This window comes from Pseudomonas sp. TE3910 (assembly GCF_056279025.1).
The window spans coordinates 1521731-1536541 of sequence record NZ_JBWBQN010000001.1 but is presented as its reverse complement, the minus strand read 5'-3'; the positions used below and the strand labels follow the sequence as shown (position 1 = coordinate 1536541).

Annotated in this window: 11 protein-coding genes; 7 read left to right on the top strand and 4 right to left on the bottom strand. The window is 53.9% G+C overall.

The annotated features are described in order from the left end of the window. The first annotated feature begins 23 nt into the window (after positions 1-23). Positions 24-1778: a terminase ATPase subunit family protein gene (locus tag ACZ9H3_RS06740; RefSeq protein ID WP_476220166.1), complete on the top strand. Its 1755-nt coding sequence runs from the start codon at positions 24-26 to the stop codon at positions 1776-1778. After that, positions 1778-2821: a phage portal protein gene (locus ACZ9H3_RS06735; protein WP_476220165.1), complete on the top strand. Its 1044-nt coding sequence runs from the start codon at positions 1778-1780 to the stop codon at positions 2819-2821. Before ACZ9H3_RS06740 ends, ACZ9H3_RS06735 begins: the two co-directional genes overlap by 1 nt. 101 nt (positions 2822-2922) lie before the next feature. On the opposite strand, the gene ACZ9H3_RS06730 is transcribed toward ACZ9H3_RS06735, so the two are convergent. The 3 genes from ACZ9H3_RS06730 to ACZ9H3_RS06720 form a co-directional block, all read right to left on the bottom strand. Continuing rightward, the gene (locus ACZ9H3_RS06730; RefSeq protein WP_476220163.1) at positions 2923-4242 is read right to left on the bottom strand and encodes a KAP family P-loop NTPase fold protein; all 1320 of its coding nucleotides are present in this window, start codon (positions 4240-4242) and stop codon (positions 2923-2925) included. A gap of 78 nt (positions 4243-4320) precedes the next feature. Next, positions 4321-5139, bottom strand: coding sequence for an ORF6N domain-containing protein (locus ACZ9H3_RS06725; RefSeq protein ID WP_476220162.1), 819 nt, complete (start codon positions 5137-5139; stop codon positions 4321-4323). Then, positions 5136-5321, bottom strand: coding sequence for a hypothetical protein (locus ACZ9H3_RS06720; RefSeq protein ID WP_476220161.1), 186 nt, complete (start codon positions 5319-5321; stop codon positions 5136-5138). The genes ACZ9H3_RS06725 and ACZ9H3_RS06720 overlap by 4 nt, the downstream gene beginning before the upstream one ends. 1426 nt (positions 5322-6747) lie before the next feature. Between ACZ9H3_RS06720 and ACZ9H3_RS06715 the strand changes: the two genes are divergently transcribed. After that, positions 6748-9222 (top strand): hypothetical protein, encoded by a 2475-nt coding sequence (locus tag ACZ9H3_RS06715; protein ID WP_476220160.1) that lies wholly within the window; start codon positions 6748-6750, stop codon positions 9220-9222. Between the two features lie 387 nt (positions 9223-9609). Here ACZ9H3_RS06715 and ACZ9H3_RS06710 read toward each other — a convergent pair whose 3' ends face one another. Beyond that, a complete protein-coding gene (locus ACZ9H3_RS06710) occupies positions 9610-10167 on the bottom strand; it encodes a hypothetical protein (RefSeq protein WP_476220159.1) in 558 nt (185 codons plus the stop codon). 239 nt (positions 10168-10406) lie between these two features. On the opposite strand from ACZ9H3_RS06710, the gene ACZ9H3_RS06705 reads away from it, so the two are divergent. The 4 genes from ACZ9H3_RS06705 to ACZ9H3_RS06690 all read left to right on the top strand — a co-directional run bounded on the left by ACZ9H3_RS06705 (position 10407) and on the right by ACZ9H3_RS06690 (position 14628). After that, on the top strand, positions 10407-12107 hold the full coding sequence (locus tag ACZ9H3_RS06705; RefSeq protein WP_476220158.1) for an FAD-dependent monooxygenase: 1701 nt from the start codon (positions 10407-10409) through the stop codon (positions 12105-12107). A 10-nt stretch (positions 12108-12117) separates the two neighbouring features. Continuing rightward, positions 12118-12306, top strand: coding sequence for a DUF2783 domain-containing protein (locus ACZ9H3_RS06700; protein ID WP_083199803.1), 189 nt, complete (start codon positions 12118-12120; stop codon positions 12304-12306). Between the two features lie 86 nt (positions 12307-12392). Then, positions 12393-13742 carry an MFS transporter gene (locus tag ACZ9H3_RS06695; RefSeq protein ID WP_476220156.1) on the top strand — a complete coding sequence of 450 codons (1350 nt, stop codon included), beginning with the start codon at positions 12393-12395 and terminating at the stop codon, positions 13740-13742. Between the two features lie 76 nt (positions 13743-13818). Beyond that, on the top strand, positions 13819-14628 hold the full coding sequence (locus ACZ9H3_RS06690; RefSeq protein ID WP_476220155.1) for a helix-turn-helix transcriptional regulator: 810 nt from the start codon (positions 13819-13821) through the stop codon (positions 14626-14628). The last annotated feature ends 183 nt before the right edge of the window (positions 14629-14811 follow it).

Below are 14811 nucleotides of genomic sequence, written 5' to 3'. Positions count from 1 at the left end.
GCGCGAACGGCAGCATCTGCTGCATGAACGCTATCGTCGACCTACCCACCGATCACCGCCGGCATGCCAAGCACCTGTATTGGCAGGGCTACCGTGTGTGCGAGATCGCCGAGCTGCTCGGCGAGAAGGAGAAAACCCTTCACAGCTGGAAGGCTCGCGACGAATGGGACCGGGCCACGCCTCTGGAGCGTATCCAGGCAGCCACCGAGGCCCGCCTGGTACAGTTGATCCTCAAGGACCCTAAGTCCGGCGCGGACTACAAGGAAATTGACCTACTCCACCGGCAAATGGAGCGGCAGGCCCGAATCCAACGCTACCAGGACGGCGGTACCGAGACGGACCTCAACCCCGAACTGGCTAAGCGCAACGCTGGAGAAAAGCGTAAACCCAAGCGGAACGATATCCCAGAGGAACACGTCGAGAAGTTGATCGAGGCGTTTCTCGATGGTTGCTTCGACTACCAGAAAGACTGGTACCGCGCAGGCAATCAGCGCACCCGCGCCATCCTGAAGAGCCGGCAGATCGGTGCGACCTACTACTTCGCTCGGGAAGCGCTGATCGACGCACTGACCACCGGGCGCAACCAGATTTTCCTGTCGGCCAGCAAGGCGCAGGCCCATATTTTCAAGGCCTACATTCAGGCATTCGCCCGCGAAACGGTTGGGGTAGAGCTCACCGGCGACCCGATCATATTGCCCAACGGGGCCGAGATGCACTTCCTCGGTACCAACGCCAGGACTGCCCAGGGCTACCACGGCAATTTCTACTTCGACGAATTCTTCTGGACCTTCAAGTTCAACGAGCTGAACAAGGTCGCCTCCGGTATGGCGATGCAGAAGCAGTACCGCCGGACCTACTTCTCGACCCCAAGCTCGATGGCGCATGAGGCTTACACCTTCTGGACTGGCGAGCGCTTCAACAAGGGCAAGCCAACCTCTCAGCAGTTGAAACTGGACGTCAGTCACGATGCTCTGCAGCAAGGAAAGCTCTGCGACGACCGGATTTGGCGCCAGATTGTCACCATCCTAGACGCGGAGGAGCGGGGCTGCGATCTGTTCGACATCGATGAGCTGCGGCTTGAATACGATGCGGCGGCATTCCAGAACCTGTTGATGTGCCAGTTCGTCGACGACGGCGCGAGCATCTTCCCCCTGAATATGCTGCAGCCCTGCATGGTGGACAGCTGGTCGATCTGGGAGGACTACCAGCCATTCGCCGCCAGGCCATTTGCCGATCGGCAGGTATGGGTCGGATATGACCCAGCCGAGTCCGGCGATACCGCTGGCTTGATCGTGGTGGCGCCGCCGTTGGTCCCGGGTGGCAAATTCCGGGTTCTGGAGCGCCATCAGTTCCGGGGAATGGACTTCACTGCCCAGGCCGAGACCATTCGCCAAGTGACACGTCGCTACTGGGTGACCTACATCGGCATCGACACCACCGGACTTGGCAGCGCTGTTGCGCAGCTGGTACGCCAGTTCTTCCCCGCCCTGCGCACGTTCTCCTACAGCCCAGAGGTCAAGACGCGCCTAGTGATGAAGGCCTGGGACGTGATCAGCAAGGGGCGCCTGGAGTTCGACGCCGGGTGGACAGACCTTGCCCAGTCCCTGATGGCCATCCGCAAGACGGTCACCCCGGGCGGTCGACAGTTCACCTATACCGCCGGGCGCACTGACAACACCGGTCACGCCGATCTGGCGTGGGCACTCTTTCACGCATTGCACAACGAGCCGCTGGAGGGCCAGACCGTGGCCAACACCGGCATCATGGAGATCTACTGATGAACAGCCCCCAGGAACTGGCCTCTGTGCCGCAATCCACCGATGGTGAACTTCTGCAACAAACCGGGGGCGGGCAGTCGATGGCGTTCACCTTTGGCGACCCGGTACCAGTGCTCGATGGTCGGGAGATTCTCGACTACCTAGAGTGCTGGTCCAACGGCAGATGGTATGAGCCGCCGGTTTCGCTGGATGGCCTGGCGAAGTCGTCGAAGGCCAGCGTCTACCTGCAGTCTGGCCTGATCTTCAAGCGCAATGCACTGGCCCGCACATTCATACCGCACCGGTTGTTGAGCCGGCAGTCTTTCGAGCAAATCGTTATGGACTGGGGCTGGTCGGGCAATCTTTACCTGGAAAAGCGCGACAACATGCTGCGCCAGGCGATCGGCCTGCAGCCCTGCCTGGCCAAGTACATGCGTCGTGGTAATGACCTGGCCACCTACTACCAGGTACGCGGCTGGAAGGATGAACATGAGTTCAAGGTGGGAAGCGTCTGTCACCTGCGGGTTGCGGATATCAACCAGGAGATCTACGGCCTACCTGAATGGCTCCCGGCTTTACAGAGTGCTCTGCTCAATGAGAGTGCCACCCTGTTCCGTCGCAAGTACTACCAGAACGGCAGTCATGCCGGCTTCATCATGTACATGACCGACGCCGCCCAGAATGAGGACTTCGTCAACGACCTGCGCACGGCGATGAAGAACAGCAAGGGGCCGGGCAACTTCCGCAACCTGTTCATGTACGCACCTGGTGGCAAGAAGGACGGCCTGCAACTGATCCCGATCAGCGAGGTGGCGGCGAAGGATGACTTTGGGGCGATCAAGAATATTAGCCGCGACGACCAGTTGGCCATGTTGCGCATTCCACCGCAATTGATGGGGGTAGTGCCGCAGAATGCTGGCGGCTTCGGATCGATCCGCGACGCTGCCCAAGTATGGGCCGTCAACGAGTTGGAGCCGGAACAGGCCAGGTTGTTGCAGATCAACGAATGGCTGGGAGAAGAGGTCGTCAAGTTTCGGCCGTATGAGATACCGGGGCAGGGGTGAGATTTCCTGTGCAGTAAACGAGGCGACGGGCTGATCGTAAACATCAACCCGACGTCGAAACACACGAGATAACCAAAAAGTTTAGGTCAGGCCCTCGAAAACTATCCAGCAGAAAAGCTATCTAGTTTTTGCACTAGCTGTCCAAGAAACATACTTCTATGTCGGGTTGGGATGTGTCTAGACTTCCTTTTAGCATCTTGATCATTATCAAGAGAATTAAATTCTTCGTCAGGCATCAAGCAGGCATGTAACCATGACAGGATGTTTTCCATTACATAGTTGTCGCTCTTTGGGTCTGGGTAATATTTCAGCGCGTCATGAATGTCTACCAAAGGAATGCTTCCACCCGCCAATCGAGAAAATAAGCCTGGGCGCATAACTTTCAGGGTACACACTGCAGAGATTAACGGTTCATGCAGGTCGGCATCTGGTTTCTCAGTCAGTAGCATGATCGCTAAGTTCGAGTAAATCCGTTCAAGTTCACGAAGCGAGCAATTCAATTGTGTGCCAAGAGCAGTGAAATACTCTGTCCACTCACCTTTTACAAAGCCATATTGATGTGCTAGGTATTTGCAGTATTTTTCTATATCGCTATCCCTTCCTTTTTTCTTGGGTAGCGTAGCCTCAATCGAGATAAATTTCTGCAAATAAGTGTGTGCGTCAATATTTGTCCCATATGTCGACTTTATTGATTCTTGTAGCTGAGCTTTATTCATTACTAAAATGAAATTGACATTGGGCACAGAAAATAGGTGTTTGATCTTCTCCAGCATCTCTATTGCAAAGGATGGGCGGCATCGATCTAGTTCATCGATAATAATGGTCAAAGGGTATTCTGATGGGGTTTTCAGGCCACCCGGAATGGTCGAGAGAAAAGACTTGAAATGCTCTACGGATTCGCGCTCCGCTTTATGATTTGTTAGTCGATCTTTAATGTATTTTTCGGCGCTGTCGCTTATATCTTTGGAAATATCTTCGCCTATGTTTTTAAGTTCATCTAAATCCGCTTCCTTGATTGCCCCTGCGGATATGGCGCGAATTCCAATTTTTGCACTCAAGGACAGTACGTGCGCGCCAACGTTTTTAGCTTTGTCAATAAACTCCTTGGATTTCTTTGGTGGTGCTTTTGCTGACACGTAATCAGTTATCGCCCCTGCGACAACCATGAATGCATCATCTAGGTAGTCAGAGGCGAAGGCATCAATATAGATGTTAGGAACTTCTTCTTTGTCTAACGTTTTTTGCCATGTTTTTACAAACGTTGACTTGCCCTCGCCCCAGTTGCCGTCAAGACCTATGACCAACGGGTCTTTTGAGTTTTTAACAATATTGGCAAGAGCGATGCCGAAATTTTTACGGCCAAAGATGTCATGGCCAAAGTCATTGTTTTCTATTGGTGTGGGCTGTAAAACTATTTTCATCATTACATCCTTTTAGTTTGAAGATGGTCTTTGTTAGGGTGTGCGGGATTTTATTTGCGACGCTTGCGTAATCTCTCCCTATTTTTCAAATACCCAACATTTAATGCTCTTGCCGGACAATTTACTGTGAATCGCACGGTTTTTGTGTAAACAGCGTGGGGAGTGGCTCTGCCAGAGGGCCTGGCGAAGTGCGCTATCGAAGCATAGAGGCTGGCCATTCTCGATCAGTTGAGTGGCTAACTCCCGTAGGTTGAGTGCGAGCAGGTTGCTGGCCGTTGCATGGTTGTACGCAACACCCTTGCCGTCGAGGAAAGCCAGCGCTTCCCAGAAGACCTTCAATACATCCGGAGCCTTTGGGGTAGAGCGCCCAAGGCTTTCAAGCTCTGGCGTGGGCAGACCCATTGCACGGGACATCTCGTCGAGCTGCTGATGGATGACTTCACGTAGACCCGCATCGCGGGTGCGGTGCAACTCTTTGGCCAGGGCCAGACGGTGGCGGGATTGGGCGATGCGCTGAGTGACGGGCGGAGCTGCAAGGCGCTCTCCCTCGAAGTAGCCATCCACAAGCATGTCCTGGACCTGCCAGGACAGGTCATCGGTGAAAGACTTCACCAGCAGCAGGTAGCCGCGTTGGGTCAGAAGAATGACGTCTTCATGAGCCTTATTCGAAATTGCACCTGGTCTGTGACGACGAAATTCGTCGGCACAAACTTTGAAGAAATGCTTGCCCTCAACAAACCTTTCTTTGTTGGCTCGCAGGTTCCTGCCCGCAGTTCCCTCGGGCCGCTGATGCACCTGATCAACCATGGCCAACGTGACCACGCGCTCGCCCTGGTGCTCGACAATCGTCAGATCGCTGTCGGCGATGCTGATCACTTGTCTGATTGCTGAAGTCATGACTTTGCTCCCTGCTCCATGGCTAAACACAGCACAAGCGCCTGCGCTGCAAGGCGGATAAAGCCCTGGTCGGTCTGGCTGAGCTGGCGATAGTACTGCAACAACGCCTCTTCATCAGCGGTATGCAGCAAGGTGAACGGGGAAAGATTATTGAGCGGACTACGAGTGGTGCGCTTTGACATGACATTGATCGCTGTGAAGAGTTGCTTTCTCCGCTGCCCAAACGCCAATTTGGGTGAGCGGAACCTTGTGGGTTGGCGTACCGGTCACAGGGCCAGCCTGCCCGAAGGCACCCACACACGGCCCGCCCATTCCAGGCAGCCATGCTGCGGACGCACAAAATCCAATCAACGTCGCCAAATTTGTGCGTACGAATTTCGTCTGTACAAAACCAACCGGAGTGGCTCCCATTCGCACCAGCATCAACGCCCCTCTATTCCTCAGCGTCTGATGCGCTACGCCCGGGCGCCGGCTAGCCAGGACCGTCAGACAGCACCTGGCGCGCGCACTCGTCCCCCCGCCACGCCGGCGGTCTAAATGTGTCGTTTTTTCTGCATCCCTGCATCGACCTCAAAGAAGTGCAGTCAGTGGGCGAGTAGGGTGCTGACGGTGTTTTGCATTCCCTGCGAATCCCTGCGGTGAGGGGGTATTTCTCGCTAGTACCGCTTCGTCTGTGCCATTTCTGGGGGCACCCCTCAAAAAAAGGTAATTTCGGTTAGGGGGGTATCCCGACCATGCTCTAGGCCTTGTGCTGCAAGGGTTTCAGCGATTACCCAAAAAGGTAAGTTGAGGTAATGGGAAAGGTAATTTTTTTGTAAGCGGCTGATTTTAAAGGGTTTTTATTTTCTCCCTTCCAACCGTACTGAAGGGTAATTCGATTACCTTTCAATTACCCTAAAATTACCTTTTACAAAATCTTTTAACTCGTTGATCTAAAAGGCTTTTAAGGCGTTCAAAAAATAAAATTACCAAAATTACCTTTTTTTGATGGGTCAACATGAAACGGCGATCACCCCTATGGGAGCCGTCTTGCGCAGTGACGTACACGCCCGCACTGGGAACACTCTGGGAACAAAAACGCTCACGATCGCACGCTGCAGCCCACGTAAATCAAGGCCTCCAGCTCGGCCAAGCGCTTTGCGTTGAGTTCGAATCTCTACGCTTCCGCCAAATTCAAAGCCCTGATTATTCAGGGCTTTTTGCATTCAGGGGTGGGCTCTACACCACCTCGATACCCTACATTCCTTTCCGCATCCAGCCTGCTGATTTCCGAATCGACACACTTCTCCATTGCGTAGCGGCTTCCCTTCGTTCATGTACCGTTCGGTTCAGCAATGGGAGTGAAAAGTGAAGCCCAGGCATTTTGTATGGCTTATTGCCATCCAGTAGCCAATATGGATACTAGCCGTATCGAAGGCGTGTGCTAGGAAGGGAGTCGAAAGCCTTTGCTTAGGTAGCCGAGTAGAGCAGTCGCTGTAGGGTAATTCTAAGATCCCTCCCGTTGCGAGAGGGATCTTATGGTTTCAGCGTAGTGTCAGATTCGTGCCATCCTAGCATCCTTCTTTAGGTTAAAACGCTTGTAATGGAAGCTCCATACTAGAGGTTCGAATGCAAAACGCAATAAGGGAATTGCTTGCGGCGGCAAAAAAAATCGACTTTGAAGGAGCTAACGAAGCTGAGACACGCCTCAAGCTGATTGATAAGATCATTTTTGATGTTTTGGGCTGGACTCACAATGATGTTCAGGTCGAAGAGCGTGTGTCTGAAGATGGTTCTACCACGTTCGCAGACTATGTTCTCAGAACTGCAAGTACTGCGTTTGTTGTAGAAGCAAAAAAAGTTGGGGTCGTCTTTAAGACGCAAGTTAAAGATAGGCGCCTAAAGCTTTCAAAGGCAAATATACAAGGTGATCTTGAAGAGGCTATTTTGCAGGCCAGAGATTACTGTAGGAAATTAAGCATCCAATTCGCGGTGGTTACGAACGGTAATCAGTGGATTATTTTTCCTGCAAATCGAACTGATCAGGTTACATTTCACAATTCGTATGCGCTAGTTTTTAACTCTCTTGAGTCTATTTTAAATACAGATTACTCTGAGTTTCACGATTTGCTTTCTAGGAACTCGGTGGTCAACTCCAGCTTGGAAAATAATCTGCTGGGGTATACTGAGGATCAGGTAGAGGGAAGGCGTTTAAGAAATTTCTTCAAGAGCCCTAGGACGGAGAGTAGCAACTCTATTTATCCGCTCATTGAGAATGCAATTACTACTTCGTTTTCGGATACGATAATCGAGATGGATCCCGATCTTTTTAAGCGGTGTTATGTTAACTCGCCTGAAAAGATTAAATTTGATCGACGAATAAATATGCATATCTCTAAGAGTCAGCATTTGTTCAGTTCTCAGCCTGTGAGGCCAATGCAGAGAAAGGATGCTAATTTTCTTAGGGATAAGATTCAGAGGTTGCAAGGTAAAAGTAAGCCGCTTGCTATTGTGATTCTGGGTACTGTGGGTGCGGGTAAAACTACGTTTTTGCATTACACCAGAAATGTCACTGCGGCTGAGATTTTTGAAAAAAAGGAAGGCCAGTCATATCCGCACTGGATACGTGTGGATTTTTTGAATTATACGAACGATAAGCTTCCGGTTGATTTTATTTATGAGGTTATAAAAGAGTACTTCATTGATGATCCTTTTTTTTCGGATCATGAGCTTTGCGTGGATAAAGCATACGGTAAAGAGTTTGAGGCGATCAGGAAGGGGCCCGCCTTTCGAATAGCTCAAGACCCAAAGGAATTTGACAAGCTTGTAACAAAAAGGCTTACCGAAGATTTCGACAAAATTAAACCTTACGCAGACAAACTCCTGGCTTATGGTGCATCCCAGGCCCCAGTGTTTCTGGTGATTGACAATATTGACCAGTTGGATGAAAAATTACAGTCAAGTATATTTACGGAGGCGGTTGCTTTTTCTTTGCGTCTGAGGTTGAATCTTGTTATTTCTTTGAGAAGTTCGACTTATGTAGAGCATAGGAACTCTCCAGCATTCAACGCCTTTGACTTTGATCCGATTCTAATTGAACCGCCGAAGATAGAGGCTGTTCTTTCTAAAAGATTTTTCCTGGCTTGGAATTTGCTTAGTGGTGAGTCGGGGGATTTCGTTTCAGAGAACGGTATGAAGGTCAATGTCTCTGATCTTTCACTGTTGATTGAACTGATTCAAGGCTCTGTACTGGGTACAGACGTCGGCGGGTTGCTAGAAGTCTTAGCTTCCGGGGATGTCCGTAATGCACTGCGCATGACAAGGGAGTTTATAGAGCACGGTTATTCAAATCCTGGTAGCGCTTACAGTGCTCATCGCAGCGGTCGTAGGTATACGCTGCCTAAGCATGAAGCCTTGAGGGCAATTTTGTTAGGTAATCAGTCCGTATATGACGAAGCCTTTTCTCCTATAGGTAACCCTTACGATTCTCATCTGGGGAGGACGGGCCTTCAGTTGACTCGGCTATTTGTTCTTTCGGCGCTAGTCCAGTGCTCGTCAGATGCTTCTTTTCAGTACTTGGATGGTATCGAAATTAATCAATGCCTGAGGAGTGTTGGAATAGGTGATGAGGCGGCCCTTAAGGTTTTAAATGACTTGTGTAGATTCAGGTTTATCTATACTGGTGCGCACGGAGAGGCTGACTTCAAGTCTAGCTATTACCCAAGTCGGCTTGGGGGTTATATAATTAGGGACTTGCTATCCAACTTTATGTTTGTTGAAAATATAATGATGGATACGTTCGTCGCCGACGAAAAGGTTTGGGCAAGGTTGAATACCTTGGCTCGGGATATAAATAATAGTTACGATAATAGGGCTGTTCGGGTCTGTTATAGGATTCAGCGTGTTAAGGAATTCCATGCTTACATGTCGCAGCTCTACTCGCAATTGTGTGAGGAGGCTGTCAAGCGGGCGCTGCCTAAAGAATGGCACGTAAACGTATTAAAAGAAATTTATCCGGCTCTAGAGCTAAATATGCGTAGTGCATTGGAGTCTGCAGAAAGGAACTACGGTGCTTTACCTGCGTCGATGGCAAGGCCGGTGTAACTACGACAAGTGGTGCTAACTTATGAGCACCACTACGTATTTTCTAGCGGGTTGGACTGACTATTTCACCAACCCGCCGGTATACGGTCTGGGTGATCCGTTTGTCGGTGTGTCCCAATAGGCGGCTAGCGTGGCCTAGGTCAACAATTTCGCTTGCTGCTTTAGGGCGAATGTCTCGGAACTGGAACTGTCGGATCTGCGTTGCCAGCACTACATCCGGTCATTCAAGCGCGTGTTTAATAGCTGACTATCTGGCACTGTCGAATCGGAGGCGTAACATTGATGCGGTTACGTTCCTCCCGTCTTCTGTGGTTATCAGGTAGGGGTTGCAGACACCGCGTTCTTTACGTTTTTGCAATAGACGCTCTAAAAGAAGCCCTAACTCGTTTATCTGGCTATTTTTTCTAATTGTATCCGCAATTGTTTAGATGCCTTATCTTGAGCCACTTGAATGTGGCCATCTACGCAATCAGTTGCCCGCATCGAGAGCACATCGGCAGGGCGTTGTCCCGTCAGATATGCCAGGTCCATAGCGTCTTGCAACTCAGATGCCGCCCATCTATAGACCGCATCCCAAATTTCTGGCCCAGCATAAAAGTCGCGCGGTCGTTCTTTGTTCTTCCGCACACCAGCCGCAGGATTTTCCTTCTCCGTGATGCCCCACTTCCGCGCGATGTTGTAGATGTGCGATAGAAGGGATATCTCCCGGTTGGCCCGGACCTTACCCGATCGTTTGTCCCGGTACTGGGCAATGATCTGCTGCGTGATAGCATCGATCGGTGCCTCGCTGAATGCTGCTCTGAGTTGCTTCAGCGAGAGCAGGTTATCCTTCTGTGTGCGTGGCATCTTGCCTGGTATGACGTCACGCTCATATCGATTGAAGACATCCCCCAGCAGGCGAACCATTTTGGGCACCGTTTTGCGATCAAGCTTGGCCCATTCCATCTTGGCGATGTCTAGGTCAGTGCCGAGGGGCGATTCATTGATCTACGGTCAGGGGCATCGAATGTGTCTTCGGGGCGGTGCAACGGCTGCGATCATCGCCGATGCGACGCCTGCCTACAGTTGGCGCTTGCACAAAGTTGTCTCCTCAAGGGGACATTGATTTTTCGCGCACCGCTTAAAGTCCTCTGCAATTCCGAACGGCTCAGGCCAATAAACATAAAAACCGGAGATGCACTGCGATGCACACACCGCTCGCCGAGCCTCGTCGCTCAATTTACTTCGATTACCAGGTTTTCCCTGCCCACACTGCCAGTGTGAATGCCGCACAGGTCGAGCGTCGACCTGTGGTCATTGTCGGCGCCGGGCCCATCGGGCTGACTACAGCACTGGATCTGGCCCGCTACGGCATTCCGTCGATTGTGCTGGAGGCTGAACGTCAGGTCAGCGAAGGCAGCCGCGCCATCGTGTTCACCCGCCGCTCCCTGGAGATTCTCCAGCAAGTCGGTGTCGCCGAACGGGTGATGGCAGCGGGACTTAGCTGGCGTTTCGGTAATTCCTTTTACCGCAACCAGCGGGTGTTCCGCATGGAGGCGCCTCATGACCCGGACGATCGCTTCCCGCCGATGACCAACCTTCAACAGCCTTGCCTGGAGCAGTTTCTGGTCGAGACCTGTCAGGCCAACCCGTTGATCGAGTTGCGTTGGGGCAACAAGGTCACTGCGCTCGTGCAGGCCGGGGATTATGCGACGCTGGACATTGATACGCCGGCCGGTGACTACACGCTGGAAGCCAATTGGGTTATCGCCGCCGATGGCGCGCGCTCGGCCATTCGCAGTCTGCTTGGCCTGCAACTGGAAGGCGCCGCCTATGAAGGGCGCTTTGTGATTGCCGACATCAAAATCGACCTCGACCTGCCCACCGAGCGCCTGGCTTACTTTGACCCGCACTGGAACCCGGGCAATACGGTGCTCATGCACCGGGAGCCCGGCAATATCTGGCGCATCGACTATCAGCTGCCGCGCGATGAGACGCCGGAACACGCCTTGTCCGCCGATTCCCTGCGCGAGCGAATCAATGCACAACTGGCCATCGTTGGGGTGCAGAATCCGCAGTGGGAGCTCGACTGGTGCTCGGTGTATTCGGCGCGGGCGCTGACCCTGCCGAACTATATTCATGATCGCGTGATTTTTACTGGAGATGCCGCACACTTGCTTCCAATCTTCGGTGTTCGTGGTGCCAACACCGGCTTTCAGGACTGCCATGACCTGAGCTGGAAACTGGCCCTGACCATCAAGGGCGTGGCCGGCCCGGGCCTGCTGGCCTCCTACAGCGCGGAGCGGGTAGGGGCCGCGCGCGAGATCATTGCCGAAGCCGGCAAAAGCACGCGCTTCATGACCCCGCCAACGCCGGGCCATTGCCTGGTCCGCGATGCGGTGCTGTCGCTGTCACTGACTCAGGCGTTCGTGCGTCCGCTGTATCACTGGCGTACCTCCCGGCCCCATGACTACGTTGATTCGTCGCTCAATTTCAAGGGCGATGACAACAGTCTCTACAGCAGCGGCCCTCACCAGGGTGCACCGCTGTTGAACATTCGGCTCGGTGATGACCAGTTCCTTTTCGACAGGCTGGGCGCGTCGTTCTACCTGCTGTATTTCACCGACGCCACCGAGGTGCCGGGTGATATCCAGGCTCAGGTGCAAGCACTGCGTGAGCAGGGTGTGCCGCTGCAGCTACTGGCTGTTATCGGCAATCGGCAAACCGCAGTCAGCGGCGCGGACGGGCAGGTTGATGACCACAGCGGGCACCTGCGCAGTAAATACGGGGCGAAGACGGGCAGTGCTTATCTGGTGCGCCCGGACCAGCACGTGTGTGCACGCTGGCATCAACTCAGCGGCCAGGCGCTGCGCGCCGCCATCGAAACAGCCTTGGGCAATGAGTGAGGACAACAGCATGGAACATAAACAACTGACCCTTATCGACATTGAAACGATCTACGACCAGCTCGCCGACGCTCTGGATCAAGCAGCCCAGGGCAAGCGCGAACTGTTCCTGGTGAAACTGGCGCTGCTCAGTGCTCACGCTCTCGGCGATGCCGAGCAGTTTATGGCGTTGACCCGCACCGCGTTGCTGGACCTGTAACCAGCACCCTGCCAATCGTGCAATTGCCACCGGCTTGAATGATCAAGCCGGTGCGCCTTCCTATAACAATAATCAGGAAGTCCTCAATGACTCGCAGCCCCATTGTCAGTGTGGCCACTTCGGCGGTGGCCGGTGCTCAAGACCGCTACCAGCAGGTGTGTAAAAAGGTCTCGAAAAGACTGATTGGCTTTTTGTTTGTCTGCTTTGTCTTGTCGTTTCTGGATCGCATCAACATCGGTTTTGCCGGCCTGACCATGATGGGCGACCTGGGCTTGAGTGGCACCCAGTTCGGTCTGGCCAGCACCTTTTTCTACATTGCCTATATCGCCTGTGGCATTCCCAGCAACATGGCCCTGGCGCGCATCGGCGCCCGTCGCTGGATCGGCAGCCTTATGATTGCCTGGGGCGTGGCCTCCACGTGCACACTGTTCGCCACTGATGCCACCTCGCTCTACCTGCTGCGTATCCTGGTCGGGGTGACCGAAGCGGGTTTTCTGCCCGGCGTGCTGCTGTACCTGACCTTCTGGTTTCCCGCAGCCTACAGGGCCCGAGCCAATGCGCTGTTCATGATCGCCATGCCGTTCACTGCTGGCTTCAGTGCGGCACTGTCGGGCCTGATTCTGGGGTTGGACGGCGTGTGGGGGTTGAAAGGCTGGCAATGGCTGTTCCTGCTCGAAGGCTTGCCCTCGGTGCTGATGGGCTGCGTGGTGTTCGGTTACCTGGATGACCGCCCGCAGCAGGCCAAGTGGTTGGATAACGAAGAAAAGATGCTGGTGCAGAAGGCGCTGGATGCCGATCGGCAGGCGTCGACACCCGCGGCTGCGCAGAATGCGCGCAGCGTGTTGGCCGAACTGACTTCGCCGCACATCCTGCTGTTCTGCCTGGTGTATTTTTGCCTGGTCAACACTCTGGCAATGATTGCGGTATGGACGCCGTTGATCGTAAAAAGCTTCAACACAGCCAGCAGTAACGCCTCGATCGGTCTTCTGGCAGCGATTCCACAGATTTGCACCATCATCCTGATGATCGTCTGGGGGCTGCATTCGGACCGTACCCGTGAGCGCCGCTGGCACCTGGTGCTGCCCATGCTGCTGGCCGCGGCAGGCTGGCTGCTCACGGCGCTCTCGAGCGTTCCAACGGTACAACTGGTGGGTGTGTGCTTGGCTGCCAGCGGCTCCTACAGCGCCATGTCGATCTTCTGGACTACGCCGGACCAGGCCTTGAGTTTCCGCGCGCGTGCCGTGGGCATTGCGCTAATCAATGCGGTGGGGAATATTGGCTCGGCCGTCAATCCGTTGGTGGTCGGCTGGCTGAAAGACCTGACCTTGAATTTCGGTTCAGGCTTTGTCTATGCGGCCGTTCTGATGATCCTCGGTGCGCTGTTGGCCCTGCGCCTGCCCATTGCCGCGCCAGCGATGCCAGAGACCTCGCGCTAAACGATGATAGAGTAGCGGGCACGTGCGGTTGGCAATCACCACACCACCTGTGCCCGACACGCGGAGAGAACCCGTCATGCACTACTGGCCCTTGCGTCCCGGCAGCAGTGAACACAGCCTCAATCTCGGCCACACCGCCAACCTGCTCGCCAGGGTCGGTGTGAACCGCAGCCGGTTTTTGGCCGCTGATCTGCTGCAGGTCATCGGCCCCGGTGTACCGCTGGCCCAGTGCACGATCTTTGCCTATCCGAAGCGCCGTAACCCAGAAGTGTTCTCCTTTGCGGACCGGGCGCGTGAAGTGTCGCTGCCGGTGATTTCCAACAAGTATGTCCAGCGCTTCTTTGGCCTGGATGGCAACCAGCAGGCGATGAACCAGAGCAGCGCAGTGCACAACACCATCGTGCAACGCCAGTCCATCGATGACATCGCGCACAGCGAGTACCGGCGCATCTGCTACGAGCAACCACAGATTTCCGAGCGCGTGGCCTTGCTGACCCACTGCGAAAGCAACCGCTGGCTGTCAGTGAACTTCTACCGTGGTCGTGAGCATGGACGTTTCTCGGAACGGGAAATGAACTACCTTGAAACCCTCGCACCGCTGCTGATCCAGGCCGTGCGCCTGCACTATCACGCATACCTGCATGCCAACGAGATGCCTCTATTGCTGGCCGAGCGGGTGATCAGGCAGCAGCACGTGGAGCTGACCTTGCGCGAACAGGAACTGTTGCGCCTGATGCTGAGCGGCCTGACGGTGGAAGACATCGCCGAGCAGCTGGGCGTTCGGCCCGTTAGCGCTGCGACCTACGTAAAACGCCTGTACCGCAAACTGGGCATCAATGGCTTGCGTGAATTGTTCGGGCTAGCCACGCGGGCCGAGTGGGCCTGAAATGGCCAGCGAACAGTAGCTGCCACTGCAGGAGCCGAAGGTGGTGCTGGTTTTGGTGACGAGGGGAGGGCAGTTTGAAAAGCCATCGTCTATTTGGATTACTGATCGGCGAGGCCGCGCTTGCACCATGGTGCTCAAGCACACGGACCGGCACGACTCGAGGACAATGCGCCTGGTGTGCGC

Coding starts and splice junctions, on each gene's coding strand:
- ACZ9H3_RS06740 (WP_476220166.1), top strand. CDS start 24: ATGAACGCTATCGTCGACCTACCCACCGATCACCGCCGGCATGCCAAG.
- ACZ9H3_RS06735 (WP_476220165.1), top strand. CDS start 1,778: ATGAACAGCCCCCAGGAACTGGCCTCTGTGCCGCAATCCACCGATGGT.
- ACZ9H3_RS06730 (WP_476220163.1), bottom strand. CDS start 4,242: ATGAAAATAGTTTTACAGCCCACACCAATAGAAAACAATGACTTTGGC.
- ACZ9H3_RS06725 (WP_476220162.1), bottom strand. CDS start 5,139: ATGACTTCAGCAATCAGACAAGTGATCAGCATCGCCGACAGCGATCTG.
- ACZ9H3_RS06720 (WP_476220161.1), bottom strand. CDS start 5,321: ATGTCAAAGCGCACCACTCGTAGTCCGCTCAATAATCTTTCCCCGTTC.
- ACZ9H3_RS06715 (WP_476220160.1), top strand. CDS start 6,748: ATGCAAAACGCAATAAGGGAATTGCTTGCGGCGGCAAAAAAAATCGAC.
- ACZ9H3_RS06710 (WP_476220159.1), bottom strand. CDS start 10,167: ATGGAATGGGCCAAGCTTGATCGCAAAACGGTGCCCAAAATGGTTCGC.
- ACZ9H3_RS06705 (WP_476220158.1), top strand. CDS start 10,407: ATGCACACACCGCTCGCCGAGCCTCGTCGCTCAATTTACTTCGATTAC.
- ACZ9H3_RS06700 (WP_083199803.1), top strand. CDS start 12,118: ATGGAACATAAACAACTGACCCTTATCGACATTGAAACGATCTACGAC.
- ACZ9H3_RS06695 (WP_476220156.1), top strand. CDS start 12,393: ATGACTCGCAGCCCCATTGTCAGTGTGGCCACTTCGGCGGTGGCCGGT.
- ACZ9H3_RS06690 (WP_476220155.1), top strand. CDS start 13,819: ATGCACTACTGGCCCTTGCGTCCCGGCAGCAGTGAACACAGCCTCAAT.